Raw genomic sequence first — 16500 nt, forward strand, 5'->3', positions numbered from 1 at the left:
ACATTATCTTAATTTGAACGCAATACCAAATTCAAACTTAGTGAAATAAGCTATATAAGCAAAATACATCAGTTGAAATTTCTAATATCGATTAAAGTTGTGAAATTTGCTTTTTTGCAGGCGTTCAACAACATTTCATTCACATTTTATTTAGAGGCAAATTTCCTATTAAATTCTAAGAACAATGCTATATCAAATACCCGTTTAGGTATTTCGTTGCTACCCCATTAAATCGTTCCATCCAATCTTTTAATCGTCGATGATAACTATATTAACGTGCTGAACGTGATAAATTTTATGTCGGACATACTCTTTATTACGTGCATTGATCGTCTCGTGTTTTATTCCTTTCATAGTCTATAGTTAGTTGCATATCTGTGCACCGTAAAAGCGGGAATATATGGTGAAGTAGTAAAAAGAGACAGCGATTGCTGCCTCTTTTTGAACTAAAGCACCTGTTAAGTGCAATGATCTAGTGTTCATTCATTCGTTCAGGAATCGAAACGGTTCGTTCATTGACCACATTCCCCGTGTTTAGAGTCGTTTTGGGTTCGATTAATAGCAAATGAACTTCCTCTTCAGCAATTGGCTGATGTTCAATTCCTTTAGGTATCACAATAAACTCTCCTTCATTAAGAGCTATTTCACTATCCCTAAAACGGATGACCAGATGCCCTTTACATACAAAGAACATTTCGTCCTCGTCATCATGATGATGCCAAATGAATTCACCCTTAATCTTTACCATTTTAATGTATGAGTCGTTCAACTCTCCGCTTATTCTAGGATTCCAATAATCATTTATTTGCAAAAATTTTTCTTGGACATTCACCTTTGAAATCAATAGATCCCCTCCTCATTAATTGGAAACGTGTGTTTTTTCTTTTCCTGGATAAAATCACCTTTCTTCCATTCCCCTCCTCACGATTAAATAACAAGGTACGCAAAACCCTCTTGTATAATTAAGTTTACATACTTCAGTGGATCACGTAAAATCAAAAAATAGTATATAGATCATCATAATTAGTGATGCAAAAAAAGGAGAGTTGTTTTGGATATTAAATCTTTGGAAGTATTTAAAGCAGTAGCCATTGAACAAAGCATTACAAAAGCTGCTAAGAAATTAAATTATGTGCAGTCAAATGTCACTGCACGAATACAACGTCTTGAACAAGAATTAGGTGTTCCTCTTCTATATCGATATCACAAGAAGATATCCTTAACGCCTGCAGGACGTGAACTGTTGCCATATGTAAACAAATTACTCTATGATTTCGAAGAAGCGATAGAGGCAGTACAACTTTCCTCTACTCCGCGGGGAACTTTACACATTGGGGCTATAGAGTCAACTGCTTCTACAAGATTGCCAAAAATTTTTGCAGAATATCATAAGAATTTTCCACAAGTAGAATTGAGCATGTATATGGCACCTACTGTAGATCAGGTGAGTGCCATTCTCAACTACAAGGTAGACGGCGCATTGGTAGATGGTCCAATTCTTCATCCAGAAATTATTGAGTACCCTGTATTGGAGGAATCCCTAGTTCTAATTACAAGCTACTCTCAGGAGCAATTCCAGGTAGAATCAATTTTACATGAACCGTTGCTCTCGTCATTTGCGCATTGCATCTATTTGGGACGTTGGCAGCAATGGCTAGAGAGCAATGGCTTTGCTCCTATGAAGGTAATGGAATATGGTACTTTAGAGGGTGTCCTTAAATGCGTAGAAAATGGGCTAGGAGTCACTGTATTACCAAAATCTATGGTTGAATCTCGGGTGCAAGGCAGATTTACCTGTCATCCATTACCGGACCCACATAGAATAGTGCCCACTGTATTGATAAGACGTCGCGATTCTTACATGACCAGTGCTCTCTCACGATTTATGGAGTTGATGGGCATAACTAATATGTGATCGGTGACAGATAGTGGTTTTAGTAAACAAGATCATTTATGGCAAAAAAAGAGGATAGATAGAGCACGGTTATTTCAGCTCTTCTATCCTTTTAAATCATATAATTTGACATTTATTATGGCTTTTGAATGATTTTTTTATTTAGAGGAAGCATCAGTTCCTTCAACGACCCCTACAAAGTCAATCAGCACGCCGCCTTTTTCTGGATCTTCTTTCACCCGGAGGGCAAGTGCCTTTTTCTTCCCGGTTTTTGTATCTTCATAATTTGCATGGAACACGTGAATGCTGGCTTCTTCCAATTGAAAATCCTCATAAGAAAGCCTGTCTATGCCCCATTCTTTTTTCAGTTTCAACATGTCATCCGGGCTCGGGACCGCACCTTCGACGTAGACATCTTCCATTTTTCTTTTATTTCCTTCGGTGATGGCTTCAAGCATACGCTCTGCAGCAACAAGCCTCCTGTCTTTCCCTTCGTCTTCCCTTTGACATGCACTCAGCAAAAGAATACACATCAAAATGAATAAGAACTTCTTCATATTTCTCTCCCACCTTCTCCTTAAAATGTAAAGGATGAAAGCGCTATATGCAATCTTTATTCAAAAAAGACTGTAAAACGTCACGTTTTACAGTCTTTTTGCTACATCAGTGTATGAAGGAACGCTGTGGCAATGCCAAAATAGATCAGCAGTGATAAAATATCATTCAATGTTGTAATCAGCGGTCCAGATGCAATAGCCGGATCCACGTTTAATCTGTGTAAAATAATGGGCACGATAGTACCTGCCATTGTTCCAATAATGAGTGTCGCAAGGAGCGAGGAACCAACCACAAAGCCTAAAATCATATTGCCCTGCCAAACCATCGCGACAACTGTAATAATGATTGAACAGACAATCCCAATGTAAATACTTGTTCTCAGCTCTCTAAAAATAAGGCGCATAATGGTTTTTTTCGTTAATTCTTCTTTTGAAAGCCCTCTAATAACGACCGCAAGAGACTGTGTACCTGTATTCCCTGTCATCCCTGCAATCATCGGCATGAAGAAAGCAAGAGCAACAACTTGCTGAAGCGTATCTTCAAAGAAATTTAATATACTGCCTGAAATGAGCCCAATGAATAAAAGTAAAATCAGCCATGGAAGACGGCGGTATGCCGCAACAAATGACGGTGTTTCAAACGTGATATCTTTACCAGAGGCAGCAAACTTCTCATAGTCTTCGCCTGCCTCTTGAATGACGACATCAATGATATCATCGACTGTGACAATTCCGACAAGGACATTGTTCTCTTCCACAACAGGAATGGCGAGGAAATCATACCGTTCAATCAGCTTTGCAATTTCTTCCTGGTCTTGAAATGCTCCGACAGCAATGACTCTTGTAAACATGAGATCCTGCACCTTTTCATCCGGTTCACCTAAAATAAGGTCACGGTATGAGAGGACACCTACAAGCTGTTTTTGATCATTGATCACATATAAGTAGTTAATCGATTCTGCAATTTCAGCAAAACTTTTCAGCTTCACAACCGCATCCTGAACTGTATAATGCTGAGGAATCCATACATACCGGTTGGTCATGATCCGGCCTGCTGTCTCTGAAGGGTAATTCATCAAAAGCTGGACGGCCTTTGATTCCTCCGCTTCCATGTTTGATAAAAGCTGATCTTTTAGCTCATCATCCATTTCATCAAACAAGTTGGCTAAGTCATCGTTATCCATTTTGTTTGTAACGAAGGTAGCTTTGTCTTTCCCTACTTTTTCAAGAATGATCTCTTGATATTCCCGCTCAAGCTCACCCATCATTTCCGTTACATCATCGACCGTTAAAAAACTGAGAAAGCGTCCGCGGTGTTTTTCTGGAAGCTCTTTAAATAAATAGGCCATATCATACGGCTGAAGCTCTTCCATAATGTTTTTAAATTCTTTGCGTTTTCCATCTCTTAATAAAATAATGATTCTTAAAATGAGTTCATCGTACGTAATGTTCTGTATCATTGCTGTTACCTCCCCAAAGTCAGGAGATACCCGAATCCCTTAGAACGTGTGGGGTCAGGATCTCCTCTATCTGATGTCTCAATTTGATCTTTTGACATAATCTCTATGTGTCTCGAATCGGGATGATCCATCCCCACACCTCCTTTTCTTATAAAAAAGCACCTTCAACCGAATGAAGGCGCTTTGTAAGCATGGCAAAATAAACACTTGCTCCTTCAATCGTAGAGCTTTAGCACTGTATGGCATAGGATAAATCCAGCTGCATTAAAAATCACCTTATGTCGATGATTTCTGTTGACCCATTGGCGTCTTTGGACATTTTTGGGCAGCAGCGTATCTCCATACAGGAGCCTCACCTAACGAAGTCTCATATTGTTAACACACTGAGATTACAGAAAAAGCGTAATGATGTCAATAAGCAAGATGCCAAGTCTCGTCATGTATTCGCTTACTTTTCAAAAAAAAGAGCGATAGACAAGTTGACCATCGCCCTTTCATGCATTTTATTCCTCTTCCGGCTGATTCATATCCTCTTGGGAGAGGAGATGAAAGGAATCATGCAAAAACAAAGCATATCCTTCTCCATCAGGATGCGGAACATATTCCGCATAGTCCATTGTCTGTTCTTCTTCTTTTTTCTTCATATTCTCTCGCCTCCTTTCCCGTAGTTTGTCCTAATGAAAAAACCTTACACATAAAAGTGTAAAGAGTGATTTGTATAAAACAGCTGAGCTCATAAAGATGCGGTATATGTTTTCAAACATAATCATTACAGTTCTAGCTCTCATTAGATTCATCTTCGTTCCATTTTTACTTAACTTTTGTTTCTTACATCTACATTCATTGGGCTTCCACTGGAAGGGATTGCTCTTTTAATGACAGCTGATTCTATCATGGACATGGCGAGAACAACAACTAATATCATTGGCAATGCACTGGCAACCGTCGCTGAGAGAGGTACCACCATTGATTGATCACACAATGTATAATACTAAGTATAAGAAATGAATATTGGGGGATATGATGATGAATGAAACTAAACTAAACATGCACTTTTCAAATGATTTATTAAAAAAAGTAAGAGAACATTTTTTATATATTGATGAGGATCCTATCCTCAAAAAGGAACGGCTTTTTTTTGATAATGCAGGTGGCTCTCTTCGTCTAAAACAGGCAAATCATATATTTTCAATCATTGAAGGCATCCCAGATTGTTCTGAAAGAAATCATAAAACTGCAAAACACTTGATTGATATCCAGAAAAAAGGGATTGTTGATCTTCAAACCATTTTTAACGTTAAACAAGGAAGCTTCGCCACATATCTGACAGCATCACAGGCTATCTTTCAAACTACGGGTGTCATTGCAGAACATATTCAAGGAACAAATATTGTCACAACATCCTTAGAACATCCAGCAGCTTATGACGCAGCTAGTTTTTATGCAAATAAATTAAACAAGGAGCTGAGAGTGGCCAAGTCTAATCCTTTAACAGGCGGAGTGAACGCAGAAGACATCTTGGCATTAATCGATCAAGATACTGTTCTTCTAAGTGTCATCTATGCTTCGAATATCTCTGGTGCTATTTTAGACATTGAACAAATTGTACAAGAGGCAAGAAAAAAGAACCCAAACTTATTTATCATTGTTGATGCCGTTCAACATGCACCTCATGGTTTAATTGACATTGAAAAAACACCTGTTGATGTGATAAATTTTGCCCCATATAAATTTTTTGGTGTTAGAGGCTGCGGGGTTGCTTATTTATCGGAAAGAGCTGCTCTTCTCCCTCATCATAAGTTAAAAGGAAAGAAAGAAACTGAATGGGAGCTAGGAAGTCCAGCACCTGCACATTATGCGGCTATTAGCGCAATTGTTGATTATGTGTGCTGGCTTGGTGGTCATTTTACGACAGTGAATGCCAGACGACAGTTATTTGCAGCAGGTATGGAAGCTATCGCAAAACAAGAAAGATCTTTATTAAAAATAATGCTAGACGGGACACCCAACGTAAAAGGGCTAAGAGAGATCGAAGGCGTTACCGTGCATCTTGATGACCATGATTTATCAAAAAAAGATTTCATCGTAGCCATATCAATAGAAGGAACAAACCATGAGGATGCAGTAAGACAATATGAACAGCATGGTGTGATCGTATATGAAAGGGTGAATACAAGCATTTATTCTAAAAGGATGCTGGATTCCTTTGGAATGAAAGGAGCTATTAGAATATCACCTCTCCATTGTCATCATATTCAAGAGATTGAGACGTTTTTAAGAACAACTGAAATGATAAGCAGTCAACATAAAAAGCATTAACATGCTTGGTGTACAGATACATGGAAGTAAGCTATTCAGTTTAAAAGTTGATATTCATTTGCACTTGTATACAATCATTTAAGCAAAAATAGCGGTCTGAACCAGCTATCCATGATGGATAAATGGTTCAGACCGCATAAAAATTTATCTTAGGATTGCAGGCCGATTAATCATCCCATTCTTGCTTCAGGATTTTGCCTGTTTTAGCGGAAATCTCAAAATCAACTTCCTCGCCGCCTGGTGTAGTGATTTCAACTTCATAAATGTACACACCATTTTCTTTATCTAAATCTGAATCTGTAACTGTGCCTTTTACTTTTGCAAGGGCAATTTGTTCAGCCTGCTTTTTGGTGATTTTCACATTTTGTTTCTTTTCTTTCACTGGATCATTCAGCGCTTTTCCTGTTTTTGCATCGACATATACTTTATATTCAAAGCCGCCTTTTTTAATCTCGACCTCATACACCCATTTTCCTTTTTTACGCTCAAGGTCCACATCATCCACATAGCCTTTCACAACTTTTAATGCTGCTTTTTCAGCTTGTTTCTTTGAGACAAACGATGATTTCTTTTGCACCACTTGCTCGGCGTTTGCTGTTTGATTTGTATTTTGCGCTTGAAGTGTGAAACCACCTGCGACAAGAGTTCCTGTTAATGCTGTAGCTACTAGTACTTTTTTCATCATGTTCATTTCCTCCTCTGTTTGATTTCTCCTTTATCTTAATAAAACAAGATGATAAAGGAAGGAAAGAAACATGAGAATATCATGAGAAAAGGATTAGTTTTCGTACGTAATGCCTTCAATGTCTCCTGTATACGCGTTCACAAGCACCTCTGCCTCTCTACCATCAGGCAAATCTAGCTCCACCTCAAACACGAGCATGCCGCTAAATGTTTCAAGATCTGCATCATCCACTGTCCCCCCGACTTCTTTTATGGCGATTTGAATGGCTTCTTCCACCGTGATTTTCGTCAGCTTCTTTTCTTTAGAGGTTGTTTTTTTCTTTTCTGCTTCTATCACCTTAAAGGTTTGTTTATCGACAGCCACTTGATATAATTCTTTTTTTGATTGGATCGTAAAGATAAAACGATCTGACTTCTCTTTCTTTTGGATCACGGTTCCGTTCACTTTTTTAACGGCCGCTTCTTCTGCTTGCAGTGCAGCATTTTTTTCATTTGGCTTTTGATAGCTTTTTAACTGTTTGATTTCTTTCATTTGACCGCTTGCAGAAGATGCAATGATTTGATAGATGCCATTTGAATTTTCCAGCGTCAATGTATAGTCCTGTTTATGATTGATTAAATCAATATTTGTAATGTTTCCATTGTAGTCTTTTGCGATGATTTTTTTGATTTCTGCTTCACTTAATAATTTTTGATCAATGGTTTGAATCATAAGCATTGCAAAGGCCGCAAGAATGACGAGACATCCTGCGAGCGCAAGCACCATTTTCATTTTTCTAGACATGCAGCGCCTCCTTCCTATTTCCTATTTTATAAGGAGGAAATGAGAAATTGATGAGAAAAGACCTATTTATTTCTGAAAAAGAATGGTCATGGTTGTCCCGTCGCCTATACGGCTGTCTACCTTTAGTTCAGCCCCGTGCTCTTCAGCAATTTGCTTCGCAATTGAAAGACCCAGTCCGGTTCCGCCCGTCTCACTGTTTCTCGCTTCATCCACACGGAAAAAGCGGTCAAAGATTTTCGGCAGATCCTCTTCTTTTATGCCAATACCTTTATCAATGACTGAAATAAACGGCTTGTCTCCTGCTCTCCCGCAGGTCACACCAACTGGCTCTGCACTATATTTAACCGCATTGTCAATTAAGATGGTCAAAAGCTGTTTGATTTTCTCTTCATCTCCCTCAGCGACGAGCGGCTGATTTGTTTGCACATCAGGATGAATGCTTCGATTAGTTGCGACTTCAAGTGTATGACATACCTGCTTGCATAAATGACCAAGATCAACTGGCTTCATGTTCAAGTATAGCGGTTGACCATTTTTCGCAAGTGTTAATAATTGATCTGTCAGTCTTTTCATTTTTTTCGCTTCATCATGAATCGCTTGAGAGGATTCTTCTACAACCTCTGGACGTGTCTGTCCCCAGCGTTTTAGTAAATTACTGTAGCTCATAATAACGGTAATCGGTGTCTTCAATTCATGAGAGGCATCATGCAAGAATTGTTGCTCTTTCTCATAATGTTTCTCGAGTATTTCTGACATTTCATTAAAGGTTTGTCCCATTTGATACAATTCATCCTTTGAATCGCCTGCTAGTTTGATTCGTTTAAACGCCTTCTCTTTCATACTTGCCTTCATTGTATTGGTCATTCTACTAATAGGGCGGACGATTTGTTTTGTTAAAATGTGGCCAGTAAAATAGGAAAGCACAATAATTAAAACGCCAGTAGCGATTAAAATCATTCTTAATAACGCCAAATTCTCTTCCGTATTTTCGATTTCTTCATATAATTGAAGCGACACAATCTCACCATTTGTCCAAATGACTGGAATAGCAGCGAACGCAATCATCTGCTTGTTGTATTCTTTAATTTCTGCTGTCTGACCAGATTCATATGTAAAAGGCAGTGAGCTAAACGTTGATTCCTTTGTGATAGTTAGCTTCGATTGGTCCTTTTCTGTCACGACACGGATCATGCCATTTTGAGGCAGGTACGCCTTCAGTAGCTCCGAGGATGGAAGGCCCTCTTCTTCTGATTTTTTTAGAGCAATAGCAATATTTTCGGCCACCTCAGATAGACGAGACATATCTTTTTGCGTCAAGGTCATCGAAAAAATAAAATAAATGGCTGTATGAAACAGCAGCACCATTAAAAACAAAGACAGCGACGTATAAAGCTGGATTTTATTTTTTAATCTCATTCTTTATCCTTTCATCACATAACCCACACCTCTCACTGTGTGAATCAGCTGTTTTTCAAATGGGTAGTCGACTTTTTTTCTTAAATAGCGAATATAGACATCCACAACATTTGTGTCACCGAAGTAATCAAAGCCCCAAACGGCTGTTAAAAGCTGATCCCTTGTGAGCACTTGCTGCTGATGTTTCAGCAAGTGGACAAGCAGGTCATATTCTCTCGGTGTGAGCTCAAGCATTTGTCCGCCCCTTTGTATGTCTCTTGTTTTCTCATTGACGGTCAGATCTGCTATGCTCAATTCTGTTTCCTTTTCTTCTTGCGCACTTATATTGAATCTCAGCTGCGCACGAATTCGCGCTAATAATTCTTCTATGTCAAAAGGCTTTGTAATATAATCATTTGCCCCAAGATCAAGGCCGCTTACCTTATCAGGAACACTCCCTCTTGCTGTAATCAAAATAATGGGCGTGACTGTATTTGTCTTTCGAACCCTTCTAAGCACCTCAAGGCCGCTTAATTCTGGAAGCATGACGTCAAGCAGCACTAAATCGAAGCTATCTTCTTCAAGAGCCTGGAGTCCGCTCATGCCTGTATCTTTGACGGTGACCTCATATCCTTCATATTCAAGTTCAAGTGACAGCACCCTTGCAATTTTCTTTTCATCTTCGATCACGAGTATCTTCCCTTTGTTCATCTCTATCTCTCCTATCTAAAAGGCAGGCTTGTCTTTCCATTATTATATGTTGCCTTTCGCATTTGGAACAGTCACAAACTTCACATCTTATTTTTCATATGAATATTGATAAACAAGAACATTCGTTCTATACTAAAGTTATCACCATAACAGTTATTGATATTGTAAGCACCTGAACGTAATCCTATTTCATTTGTTGTATAAACATATCTATAGAATATGCAAATCTCGCTCATTTTAAAAAATACAAGGAGGAACACCATTCTATGAAAAGCAAAAACAATGTAAATTTAACACACTTTTCAGATGTATACATAGAGGGTTTAACGTCTTTTGTTTTAGATGAAGAACAAGTAAAATTCACTGCTTTACCAAACGCATATTTTAAGTTCACCGAAGGACAATACAGAATTGTCATACTCAATGAAATTGAACCGGTTGGATTCTTTGTACTACATGCAACAGATCGTGTTAAGGATTATTCAGATAACCCAAACGCTATGTTGTTAACTTCATTATCTATTCATCAGACGCAGCAAGGAAAAGGATATGCGAAACAAGCAATGTTCTTATTAAATCAATTTGTCACCTCTGAATTTCCTAACTGTAACGAGATCGTACTGGCTGTGAATCATCAAAATATTCCTGCTCAGACTCTGTACTCACAAGTAGGCTATAAGGATACAGGTAAAAGAAAAATCGGTCCAATTGGCGAACAGTTGATAATGAGTTTATGGTTATCCTAACTGTTCACAAAACGAATACTAGAGTAAAAAATATTTTAGAACAAAAATAATTCCGCTCAATCTTCCTTCTTCTCACTTCTCAACTATCACTTATTTTCGTTGTTTAGTCAGAAAGCCTTTTTTAGTTCTTTCCACCCATTTTGATCTATACAGGTGCAAGCTCACTATGCAGCATTTCCTTCTTTTTCATATGATATCAAGAGTTTTCCTCAAAAGACGACCCCTTTCGGCAAGATGTGAGGAGACTTGCACATTTGATAATAGATTGATTATTTGAAAAATTATTACAATTGACCCTTTCCGAACAAAAGTTTCTTTTATACAATAACATTACGCAGCCTGAATCTACTTTGAAAACAAAATAAGGAGGGCTTTCTTATGAAAGGTGAAATTCGCTTAATTCCGTATGAAGTAAAAGCCAATGTGATGGAAGCGAAAGAGACGCCGGAAAGTATTCAGGAGATTAAAGCACCCGAACTTTGGTCAAGTGGCTTCAAAGGAAAAGGCATAACCATTGCTGTCCTTGATACAGGTTGCGACACGGAGCATCCCGACTTAAAAGATCAGATTATCGGAGGGAAGAACTTTACCGATGATGACAATGGAGATGCGGATAATGTGAAAGACTACAATGGGCACGGTACCCATGTAGCAGGAACAATTGCAGCAACAGATCAAAATGGCGGCATTTTAGGGGTTGCCCCTGAAGCCAAGCTGCTTATCGTGAAAGTCCTCGGCGGAGAAAATGGCAGTGGGAAATACGAATGGATCATTAATGGCATCAACTATGCCGCAGAGCAGAAGGTGGATATTATCTCCATGTCTCTCGGTGGTCCAAGCAATGAGCCAGCCCTGCAGGAGGCCATTCAAAATGCGGTAAAAAGCGGTGTGCTTGTTGTTTGCGCAGCAGGAAATGAAGGAGACGGGGACGAGCGTACTGAAGAGTTCTCCTATCCAGCTGCATACAATGAGGTCATTGCCGTCGGCTCTGTCTCCCTTGCAAGAGAATCCTCTGAATTTTCCAATGCCAATAAAGAAATCGACCTCGTCGCTCCAGGAGAAGACATTTTATCCACTCTCCCTAACCATAAATACGGCAGACTCACAGGTACTTCAATGGCTGCCCCTCACGTGAGCGGTGCACTGGCCATTATTAAAAATGCTGAGGAAGAAGCGTTCCAGCGTAAGCTGACAGAACCTGAGGTCTATGCTCAGCTTGTGAGAAGAACCCTTCCGCTGAAACAATCAAAAACCCTTGTAGGGAATGGATTTTTATATTTAACTGCACCTGATGTACTTTTAGAAAAAACATTGGAAGCAGATCTTTTATCTCTATAGCTTAAATTTAGGTCCTGAGAAAAGATCGAATTTTCTCAGGATTTTTTTAATTAAAATTATTCAAAATTTACTTTGACGAAATGAAGTGAACGTTATATAATCGAACACAATAAATTCATAGTTTGAGAGTCGGTAATTCGATGACACGTCGAATTTTAATTGGGAAGACCGGTGAAAATCCGGCGCGGTCCCGCCACTGTAAGTGAGGAGAGCTTTTCTTTTTGATCCACTGTCATGAGGATGGGAAGGATGAAAAGCTTGAAGATTCACCAGCCAGGATACCAGCCGCTCTATCACATCAAACCCCCTACGGTTGATAGGAGATGTCGGATAAGCGTCAGTTGTGCTCACGCTTCATTTCGCACACACATTTTGTCTTTTTAAACCAGACATTTGCCCTCATCAATCTAGACCATGAGTGTGAATGTCTTTTTATATTTTAGAGGAGGAATTGGAATTGACAATTGTTAAAACAAGTAATTTAGGTTTCCCACGAATTGGTTTAAACAGAGAATGGAAAAAAGCACTTGAGTCTTACTGGAAGGGTCAAACGAACCGCGAAACCCTCTTAAGCACACTGGATGAACAATTTTTAACCGCCATTAAAACACAAATTGACCAACAAATTGATGTTGTTCCTTCTGGAGACTTCACCTTCTATGATCACGTGCTGGATACTGCTGTTATGTTCAATTGGATTCCAGAGCGCTTCCGCAGCTTGAAAGACCCGCTAGATACATACTTTGCGATGGCGAGAGGAACAAAAGATGCTGTCTCAAGTGAAATGACAAAATGGTTTAATACAAACTATCACTACATCGTTCCAGAATACGAAAAAAGCACCGAATTCAAACTCACACACAACAAACCGCTTGAAGCTTATGAAAAGGTAAAAAAGGCGTTTGGCGTTGAAACAAAACCTGTTGTACTTGGACTTTATACATTTGTCTCTCTCTCAAAAGGCTATGAAGCAAATGAAGTGAAAGAGATCGAGCAGCGTCTAGTGCCGCTTTATACTCAAGTTTTAAAAGAACTTGAAGAAGCCGGCGTCAAATGGGTTCAAATTGATGAGCCTGCACTTGTCACAGCTTCAAGTGAAGACGTGAAAGCAGTAAAAGAAATCTATCAAACAATCAAAGAAGCCGTACCTGCCTTAAACATTCTTCTTCAAACATACTTTGATTCAGTTGATGCCTATGAAGAGCTTGTCTCTTACCCTGTTGAAGCCATCGGTCTTGATTTTGTCCATGATCAAGGGCGCAACCTTGACCAAGTGAAAAAGCATGGCTTCCCGAAAGATAAAATTTTAGCAGCCGGCATCATTGATGGAAGAAATATTTGGAGGTCAGATCTTGGCGAGCGATTATCGTTTATTTCTGAGGTGATTGCTGACGTTCAGCCGAAAGAAGTGTGGCTACAGCCATCAAGCAGCTTGCTTCATGTACCAGTTGCGAAACACCCGAGCGAACAGCTTGAAGAAAAACTATTAAACGGACTTTCTTATGCCACTGAAAAGCTGGCTGAATTAACACTTTTAAAAGAAGGCTTAACAAAAGGAACGGCTGCCATTGATGCAGACATCAATGAAGCAACACAAGCGCTTCTTACCTTAAAAGAATTTGCGAAAGGAACAAATGCGGATCTGACAGCAGAACGTAACAATCTTTCATCTAAAGATTTTAAACGTCCAGTTGCCTTTGAAGAGCGCCTTCGTATCCAAAACGAATCTCTTGGGCTGCCGCTCCTACCAACGACAACGATTGGCAGCTTCCCGCAATCAGCTGAAGTGCGCAGTGCTCGTCAAAAGTGGCGTAAAAATGAGTGGACAGATGCAGAATATGATGAATTTATTAAGCAAGAAACAAAAAGATGGATTGATATTCAAGAAGAGATTGGTCTGGATGTTCTCGTTCATGGAGAGTTTGAACGTACAGACATGGTTGAATACTTCGGTGAAAAGCTAGCCGGATTTGCCTTTACGAAATTTGCTTGGGTGCAATCCTATGGATCGCGCTGCGTGAAGCCGCCAATCATTTATGGAGATGTAGAATTTACAGAGCCAATGACTGTGAAAGAGACGGTTTACGCACAAAGCTTAACTGAGAAAAAGGTCAAAGGAATGCTGACAGGACCTGTCACCATCTTAAACTGGTCTTTCCCAAGAACAGATATCTCCCGGAAAGACATTGCCTTCCAGATCGCATTCGCTTTGCGTAAAGAGGTAGAAGCGTTAGAAGAAGCAGGTATTCAAGTCATTCAAGTAGATGAGCCTGCGCTTAGAGAAGGTCTTCCGCTCAAAGAAAGTGATTGGGCAGAATATTTAAACTGGGCAGCCGAGTCATTCCGTTTATCAACATCTTCTGTTCAAAATGAAACGCAAATTCATACACATATGTGCTACAGTAACTTCGAGGATATTGTCGATACGATCGAAGACCTTGATGCCGACGTGATCACGATTGAGCACTCACGCAGTCATGGTGGATTCCTTGATTATTTAGAAAAACATCCGTATATGAAAGGACTTGGACTTGGGGTATATGACATCCATAGCCCGCGCGTTCCATCTATTGAAGAAATGAGTAAAATCATTGATGATGCACTGAACGTATGTCCGACAGATCGCTTCTGGGTCAACCCTGACTGTGGTCTAAAAACAAGACAAGAGCCTGAAACCATTGCTGCTTTGAAAAACATGGTCACATCTGCTGAAGTGGCTCGTAAAAAGCTGGCGCAGCATGCATAATGGATTTCTCCCCCCTGCTGAACATGGCAGGGGTTTTTTTATCCGCATATTGTCCTGTTCGATCATCTACTAGGATGATTCCTTTTCTAGCATGATTCGTTTATACTAGAGAAGTCAGTCGAACAAAGGGAGGAAGACAATGAATCACGAAGCTTTTTTACAACGCGCAATTGATCTTGCAGTAGAAGGAGTCAATAATGGTACTGGCGGCCCTTTTGGAGCAGTCATTGTCAAGGATGGTCAGATTATTGCAGAGGGAAGCAACAATGTCACAACAAATAATGATCCTACTGCACATGCAGAAGTCACAGCCATTCGAAAGGCGTGCCAGGCTCTACATACATACCAATTAGAAGATTGTATTTTATATACAAGCTGTGAGCCTTGCCCGATGTGCCTCGGCGCTATTTACTGGGCTAGACCAAAAGCGGTGTATTTTGCAGCTGGACATCAGGATGCCGCGACTTCTGGTTTTGATGACTCGTTTATTTATGAAGAAATCAACAAAGAATACGAATCAAGAAACATTCCATTTTACCAGCTGACTCTTCAAAAAAACCTTGCGCCATTTGAAGCATGGGAAGCATACGACAAAAAGAAAGAATATTAAAAAAAGACACCTGCCCACAGCAGGTGTTTCAAATTGTTGACAAAGGGCGAAAATGATGTTTATTTTCGCCCTTTGTCTTCTTTTCAGCGTGATAGAAAACCTTTGCAGTCTAGGAAGGACGAGCATCCGAGCGGAGCGAATTTGACATTCAAGAGCACTGGAGCGCAGACCTGACAAAGAATGCGAAGGTTTGTCTTCTATTACTCAGCCACTTCAAGCTCCACTTCGATGTTCCCTCTTGTTGCTTTTGAATATGGACAGAATTGATGCGCAGCCTCGACAAGCTCTTTTGCTTTGTCATGGTCAAGCCCTTTAGCGGACACAATCAGCTTCACGCCAAGTTTAAAGCCCCCATCGCTTTCATCTTTTAATAGACTAACATGCGCCTCTACTTCTGATTCAATTTCTATCCCTTGCTTCTTGGCTACGTGTTCAAGCGCTCCGCCGAAACAGGCCGCATAGCCTGCTGCAAATAATTGCTCTGGATTCGTGCCAGTCTCTCCATCTTTCTTTGCGTTTGGCATGACAATGTTATGATCAAGCACACCATCGTCTGAACGAACATGCCCAGCTCTTCCATGCTGCGCCTTTACTTTTGCTGTGAATAATGGTTTCATCTCCATCTCCATCTCCTCCTTTTTCTATTAATACCTTTCACGTTCTATTCATTTCTCAAACATTTATCGCACATTGAAGAATTTTTCATTTTTAGTCTGTATTTATTTTAAAAAGGAAGAAAATCTTATACAATGATAAGTATGACAAAAAATAGTTGGTGACTGACATGACAAATGAATTCGAACATATGAAGCTGGAAAATCAGCTTTGTTTCTTGTTATATGCAAGTTCAAGAGAGATGACGAAGCAGTATAAACCGTTATTAGAAGAGTTAAACATCACCTACCCTCAATATTTGGCACTGCTTTTATTGTGGGAGCATGGGACGTTAAATGTGAAGACAATGGGCGAGCTTCTGTATTTAGACTCCGGTACACTCACCCCCATGCTCAAACGGATGGAGCAAAACGGGCTCATCATCCGAAAGCGCTCAAAAGAGGATGAGCGGTCTGTGCAAATTCGTTTAACTGAGTATGGAGAACAGCTAAAAGAGAAGGCAACTGCGATTCCATTTCACATGCTGTCTGGAACTGGCAGATCAGAAGAAGAGCTGAAAACACTGCGTGCCTCTTTACATGAGCTTTTGCAAAAATTAACACAACCAAAAGGCTGAGGGAACATTCCCTCAGCCTTTTATG

Annotated in this window: 17 protein-coding genes, 1 pseudogene and 2 riboswitches; of the genes and pseudogenes, 8 read left to right on the forward strand and 10 right to left on the reverse strand. The window is 39.8% G+C overall.

What is annotated here, in order from left to right:
- Positions 1-193: 193 nt before the first annotated feature.
- Together C6W18_RS20630 and C6W18_RS11430 are read right to left on the reverse strand one after the other, a co-directional pair.
- Positions 194-294 (reverse strand): annotated as a pseudogene (locus tag C6W18_RS20630) (IS1595 family transposase); the annotation flags it as partial.
- A 178-nt stretch (positions 295-472) separates the two neighbouring features.
- Positions 473-844, reverse strand: coding sequence for a cupin domain-containing protein (locus tag C6W18_RS11430; protein ID WP_078061710.1), 372 nt, complete (start codon positions 842-844; stop codon positions 473-475).
- 207 nt (positions 845-1051) lie between these two features.
- Between C6W18_RS11430 and C6W18_RS11435 the strand changes: the two genes are divergently transcribed.
- Positions 1052-1915 (forward strand): LysR family transcriptional regulator, encoded by an 864-nt coding sequence (locus C6W18_RS11435; RefSeq protein ID WP_034322170.1) that lies wholly within the window; start codon positions 1052-1054, stop codon positions 1913-1915.
- 137 nt (positions 1916-2052) lie between these two features.
- On the opposite strand, the gene C6W18_RS11440 is transcribed toward C6W18_RS11435, so the two are convergent.
- The 3 genes from C6W18_RS11440 to C6W18_RS20080 all read right to left on the reverse strand — a co-directional run bounded on the left by C6W18_RS11440 (position 2053) and on the right by C6W18_RS20080 (position 4555).
- The gene (locus tag C6W18_RS11440; protein ID WP_034322172.1) at positions 2053-2451 is read right to left on the reverse strand and encodes a metal ABC transporter substrate-binding protein; all 399 of its coding nucleotides are present in this window, start codon (positions 2449-2451) and stop codon (positions 2053-2055) included.
- 101 nt (positions 2452-2552) lie between these two features.
- Entirely contained in the window at positions 2553-3911 is a 1359-nt protein-coding gene (mgtE, locus tag C6W18_RS11445; RefSeq protein WP_105927623.1) for a magnesium transporter, read from the reverse strand.
- A gap of 207 nt (positions 3912-4118) precedes the next feature.
- Positions 4119-4282: riboswitch (M-box (ykoK) riboswitch) on the reverse strand.
- 132 nt (positions 4283-4414) lie between these two features.
- On the reverse strand, positions 4415-4555 hold the full coding sequence (locus tag C6W18_RS20080; RefSeq protein WP_180272400.1) for a hypothetical protein: 141 nt from the start codon (positions 4553-4555) through the stop codon (positions 4415-4417).
- Positions 4556-4732: 177 nt separating this feature from the next.
- On the opposite strand from C6W18_RS20080, the gene C6W18_RS19865 reads away from it, so the two are divergent.
- Together C6W18_RS19865 and C6W18_RS11455 are read left to right on the forward strand one after the other, a co-directional pair.
- Positions 4733-4885, forward strand: a complete 153-nt coding sequence (locus C6W18_RS19865; protein ID WP_142392797.1) for a cation:dicarboxylate symporter family transporter — start codon at positions 4733-4735, stop codon at positions 4883-4885.
- Positions 4886-4937: 52 nt separating this feature from the next.
- Entirely contained in the window at positions 4938-6230 is a 1293-nt protein-coding gene (locus C6W18_RS11455; protein WP_223251689.1) for an aminotransferase class V-fold PLP-dependent enzyme, read from the forward strand.
- A gap of 166 nt (positions 6231-6396) precedes the next feature.
- On the opposite strand, the gene C6W18_RS11460 is transcribed toward C6W18_RS11455, so the two are convergent.
- From C6W18_RS11460 to C6W18_RS11475, 4 genes are all read right to left on the reverse strand, one after another.
- Positions 6397-6915, reverse strand: a complete 519-nt coding sequence (locus C6W18_RS11460; RefSeq protein WP_034322182.1) for a PepSY domain-containing protein — start codon at positions 6913-6915, stop codon at positions 6397-6399.
- A gap of 93 nt (positions 6916-7008) precedes the next feature.
- Positions 7009-7698 carry a PepSY domain-containing protein gene (locus C6W18_RS11465; RefSeq protein WP_105927625.1) on the reverse strand — a complete coding sequence of 230 codons (690 nt, stop codon included), beginning with the start codon at positions 7696-7698 and terminating at the stop codon, positions 7009-7011.
- 66 nt (positions 7699-7764) lie between these two features.
- Entirely contained in the window at positions 7765-9114 is a 1350-nt protein-coding gene (locus C6W18_RS11470) for a sensor histidine kinase (RefSeq protein ID WP_105927626.1), read from the reverse strand.
- Between the two features lie 3 nt (positions 9115-9117).
- Positions 9118-9804 carry a response regulator transcription factor gene (locus tag C6W18_RS11475; RefSeq protein ID WP_034322191.1) on the reverse strand — a complete coding sequence of 229 codons (687 nt, stop codon included), beginning with the start codon at positions 9802-9804 and terminating at the stop codon, positions 9118-9120.
- A 266-nt stretch (positions 9805-10070) separates the two neighbouring features.
- Here C6W18_RS11475 and C6W18_RS11480 point away from each other — a divergent pair, with 266 nt between their 5' ends.
- The 4 genes from C6W18_RS11480 (at position 10071) to guaD (ending at position 15244) form a co-directional block, all read left to right on the forward strand.
- A complete protein-coding gene (locus C6W18_RS11480) occupies positions 10071-10550 on the forward strand; it encodes a GNAT family N-acetyltransferase (RefSeq protein WP_105927627.1) in 480 nt (159 codons plus the stop codon).
- 378 nt (positions 10551-10928) lie between these two features.
- The gene (locus tag C6W18_RS11485; protein ID WP_034322196.1) at positions 10929-11888 is read left to right on the forward strand and encodes a S8 family peptidase; all 960 of its coding nucleotides are present in this window, start codon (positions 10929-10931) and stop codon (positions 11886-11888) included.
- 112 nt (positions 11889-12000) lie between these two features.
- A riboswitch (cobalamin riboswitch) is annotated at positions 12001-12192 on the forward strand.
- Between the two features lie 153 nt (positions 12193-12345).
- Entirely contained in the window at positions 12346-14634 is a 2289-nt protein-coding gene (metE, locus tag C6W18_RS11490; protein ID WP_105927628.1) for a 5-methyltetrahydropteroyltriglutamate--homocysteine S-methyltransferase, read from the forward strand.
- Between the two features lie 139 nt (positions 14635-14773).
- Positions 14774-15244, forward strand: a complete 471-nt coding sequence (gene guaD / locus C6W18_RS11495; RefSeq protein WP_105927629.1) for a guanine deaminase — start codon at positions 14774-14776, stop codon at positions 15242-15244.
- 200 nt (positions 15245-15444) lie between these two features.
- Here guaD and ohrB read toward each other — a convergent pair whose 3' ends face one another.
- Positions 15445-15861 (reverse strand): organic hydroperoxide resistance protein OhrB, encoded by a 417-nt coding sequence (ohrB, locus tag C6W18_RS11500; RefSeq protein WP_105927896.1) that lies wholly within the window; start codon positions 15859-15861, stop codon positions 15445-15447.
- A 167-nt stretch (positions 15862-16028) separates the two neighbouring features.
- Here ohrB and C6W18_RS11505 point away from each other — a divergent pair, with 167 nt between their 5' ends.
- Complete coding sequence (locus tag C6W18_RS11505; RefSeq protein WP_034322203.1) at positions 16029-16475, forward strand: MarR family winged helix-turn-helix transcriptional regulator; 447 nt, start codon at positions 16029-16031, stop codon at positions 16473-16475.
- The last annotated feature ends 25 nt before the right edge of the window (positions 16476-16500 follow it).

Source organism: Bacillus sp. LLTC93 (genome assembly GCF_002993125.1).
Lineage (GTDB): Bacteria > Bacillota > Bacilli > Bacillales > Bacillaceae > Bacillus > Bacillus zhangzhouensis.

Excerpts from the sequence above, each read along its gene's own strand:
- mgtE (WP_105927623.1), bottom strand. The coding sequence starts at position 3,911 with ATGATACAGAACATTACGTACGATGAACTCATTTTAAGAATCATTATT.
- C6W18_RS11470 (WP_105927626.1), bottom strand. The coding sequence starts at position 9,114 with ATGAGATTAAAAAATAAAATCCAGCTTTATACGTCGCTGTCTTTGTTT.
- C6W18_RS20080 (WP_180272400.1), bottom strand. The coding sequence starts at position 4,555 with ATGAAGAAAAAAGAAGAAGAACAGACAATGGACTATGCGGAATATGTT.
- C6W18_RS11465 (WP_105927625.1), bottom strand. The coding sequence starts at position 7,698 with ATGTCTAGAAAAATGAAAATGGTGCTTGCGCTCGCAGGATGTCTCGTC.
- C6W18_RS11475 (WP_034322191.1), bottom strand. The coding sequence starts at position 9,804 with ATGAACAAAGGGAAGATACTCGTGATCGAAGATGAAAAGAAAATTGCA.
- C6W18_RS11455 (WP_223251689.1), top strand. The coding sequence starts at position 4,938 with ATGAATGAAACTAAACTAAACATGCACTTTTCAAATGATTTATTAAAA.
- C6W18_RS11485 (WP_034322196.1), top strand. The coding sequence starts at position 10,929 with ATGAAAGGTGAAATTCGCTTAATTCCGTATGAAGTAAAAGCCAATGTG.
- ohrB (WP_105927896.1), bottom strand. The coding sequence starts at position 15,861 with ATGAAACCATTATTCACAGCAAAAGTAAAGGCGCAGCATGGAAGAGCT.
- guaD (WP_105927629.1), top strand. The coding sequence starts at position 14,774 with ATGAATCACGAAGCTTTTTTACAACGCGCAATTGATCTTGCAGTAGAA.
- C6W18_RS11460 (WP_034322182.1), bottom strand. The coding sequence starts at position 6,915 with ATGATGAAAAAAGTACTAGTAGCTACAGCATTAACAGGAACTCTTGTC.
- C6W18_RS11440 (WP_034322172.1), bottom strand. The coding sequence starts at position 2,451 with ATGAAGAAGTTCTTATTCATTTTGATGTGTATTCTTTTGCTGAGTGCA.
- C6W18_RS11505 (WP_034322203.1), top strand. The coding sequence starts at position 16,029 with ATGACAAATGAATTCGAACATATGAAGCTGGAAAATCAGCTTTGTTTC.
- C6W18_RS11480 (WP_105927627.1), top strand. The coding sequence starts at position 10,071 with ATGAAAAGCAAAAACAATGTAAATTTAACACACTTTTCAGATGTATAC.